We start from the raw sequence: 2,473 nt of genomic DNA on the forward strand, positions 1-2,473 counted from the left end.
CTTTTTCAAAAGCCCGTAGATCACGTTCCTCAGACGCCACCTTTGTGATTTTGTGGTATGAACCTGATTAGTGCATGGTTTACAAGCCTCTGTTTTGGCCAGTCCTTACCAGATATACGTGGAATCTGCTTGGCCGCTCGCCTAAGATTAAACGTATTAGATTTTTCGGGCTTGTGCCCAGCCATAGCGCAATGGTCGGGGAGTTTGGTAAGCGCTAGGTACGAATCCCGCACCCATCGATATCGGGGTAGCTCGAATGATCAGCTTTCCGGCTTCAACAGCATAGTCTTTGACGTGAATAAGCGATGCGGTAAATCTGCTACCGACAAAGCTGTCATAAAGCGCCGAGTTTCCGTACATGTGTCTAGTATGTGCATGAAACTGAATTTCAATATTGTTAGAGCGTGCAAAGACTAATCTATTTTCTTCCCCGTTGATAACGTCCCCTCTTTTAAACATATGTCCTCTCATACAGAAGCAGATTGAGCCCGGCTGAACAACTGAACGAATATCTGTCTTGGTCCAAACAGCACCAAGCTCGATCGGGTTTGCCTTTAAAATAATCTTATCTACAGCGTCCATGTATAAATTGTGAAGTCGCATAGAATCGTCCCATTCAAATCTATCATAGATAGTAATGATTTGATCCGTGTAGGCTGGCGATTTTTTCGGAAGCTGAAATGTTGGGATGCCATCTTTATCGACTACTCCCCTGGAAATCAAAGAGTCTAATTTTGCTTTATTGAATTTCACTCCAAGTGAATTCATCACAGGAATAATCCTTTGATGATTGACGAAAGTCCACATGGCTTGGTCTAAGTTAGAGCTTGGTACCATAGCAGTTGATGAGCGGGCAAGTACATCTGCTTCCCATTTGAGTTTGAATTGTGAAAGTCTAGCTGGTGTAAGATTCTTTGATAAGGCACGTGTTGTGTGAGCGTCATCGTGACAATTGGTACACAATACTACTAGATTGCTTTCACAGTTATTCGATGGATTTTGGTCGATATGATGAATTTGTATCGGTGCGCGGGGGAATCTGCAAACACAACAGGTTTTTGCCGATTTATATAATAGTATTGCTTCAAGCGCTCGTGGAATGATTGTGCGTGTTTTGGTCATGTAAAATCCATTTTTGGTTTTTGGTTTTTGGTTTTTGGTTTTTGGTTTTTTAGTTTTAATTTCTATATAGTTCGTTTTTTAAGATTCTTAAAAAAGCTCTAATGGCGATTAAGTCTTCAGTAGTTTGATAAGTATGGTTTACCCGCAGCCGATATTTGCTCACGCCAACAATAGCTATTAGCCATTAGCGTGTCTAGTTAACGCTGGATTATTTTTGGTAGAAGGTCGTGGTGGCTTGATTTGGGCAAAATGTTTTACTCCGCGCGCGCCGTCGTCCCCCCACCTCGCCTGCGCGCTAAATAAGTCCTTTTTTTCTGCATTGCTACGGCAACCTGAGCGAAGGCAAGGCAGGGAGTTTGATAGGTGAATGCGGTGTATGAAAAGCCTGCGGATCCCTGCGGAGTAAAGGAGGACAGCTAGAATTGGTAAGGCTTAGACTTTTCCGTTACGCATCAAAGAATGAGTAAAAAAATGCTCGAACATTTGAACGTTTCAAAAATCGAGGTTGCACAACGGCAACTGAACGTAGCGATACGGATGTTGTTTGCAAATGAGGACCCGGTAGCTGTGCATACTCTGGTGGGGGCTGCTTCTTCGATCCTTAGCAATCTCGTCGAAAATAGGCATCCCAATGAGTCTTGGGACAAGCTCGCGCAGGGAGCAAATGGGCTTTCCGCTTCCGAGTACTTCACGATTATGCGTAAGGCGCAAAATTGGTTTAAACACGCCGTAGATGATCCTGATGAGCGCTTTGAGTTTGATCCGGGGGAGACTGAAGCCCTGGCATTCTGGGCGGTGATGAACGCTAGTCTCCTTGCAGATCTATCAACCGAAGCAATGATTTATCAAATTTGGTTCATAGCTTTGCAAGAGCCATCCAATGGTCTGGAGGAAGAGTCGCGTGTTGCTAAAAAGCTCTTTGGAGACATTCGAACGAAACCAAGACCTGAAAGATTGCAGGCAGGAGCCAAGGTACTTCGAGAGCACTTGTTACTGAGTGAAGGAGAGCCGGGTAGTCAATGATTCCAGAAAAGCCATCGGAAAAAGGTAATGAGGTAATTAACGGACATCGGCGTCGCTGAAAGCCCCGTATTCATTGGCTTTGCTGAATTACTTCAGAAAGTAATTTTGAGTAATGAAAAAGGTAATGTGATCGTAAGTGACTGATTTATAGGGGGTAGATAAATGAATAAATTACTCCCTTAAAAGGTAATTACCTTACCTCTACATTACTTGAAAATTACCTTGTGCCGATCCCTTGCAGACCAGTTAAGTTAAGGCTCTCAGGCCGGTCAGTTGATTAAGTTACCGAAATTACCTTTTTTCGATGCCGCTCCCGAAAAAAGGAAAT

General features: G+C 43.6%; 2 protein-coding genes. One reads left to right on the forward strand and one right to left on the reverse strand.

Annotation, left to right across the window (positions count from 1 at the left end; genetic code table 11):
- Positions 1-156: 156 nt before the first annotated feature.
- Positions 157-1,122 carry an HNH endonuclease signature motif containing protein gene (locus HT737_RS29950; protein ID WP_182404465.1) on the reverse strand — a complete coding sequence of 322 codons (966 nt, stop codon included), beginning with the start codon at positions 1,120-1,122 and terminating at the stop codon, positions 157-159.
- 471 nt (positions 1,123-1,593) lie between these two features.
- On the opposite strand from HT737_RS29950, the gene HT737_RS29955 reads away from it, so the two are divergent.
- Complete coding sequence (locus HT737_RS29955; protein WP_182404626.1) at positions 1,594-2,145, forward strand: hypothetical protein; 552 nt, start codon at positions 1,594-1,596, stop codon at positions 2,143-2,145.
- Positions 2,146-2,473 lie beyond the last annotated feature (328 nt).

Origin of the sequence: Pseudomonas sp. MD195_PC81_125 (assembly GCF_014060985.1) — a bacterium.
Classification (GTDB): domain Bacteria; phylum Pseudomonadota; class Gammaproteobacteria; order Pseudomonadales; family Pseudomonadaceae; genus Aquipseudomonas; species Aquipseudomonas parakoreensis.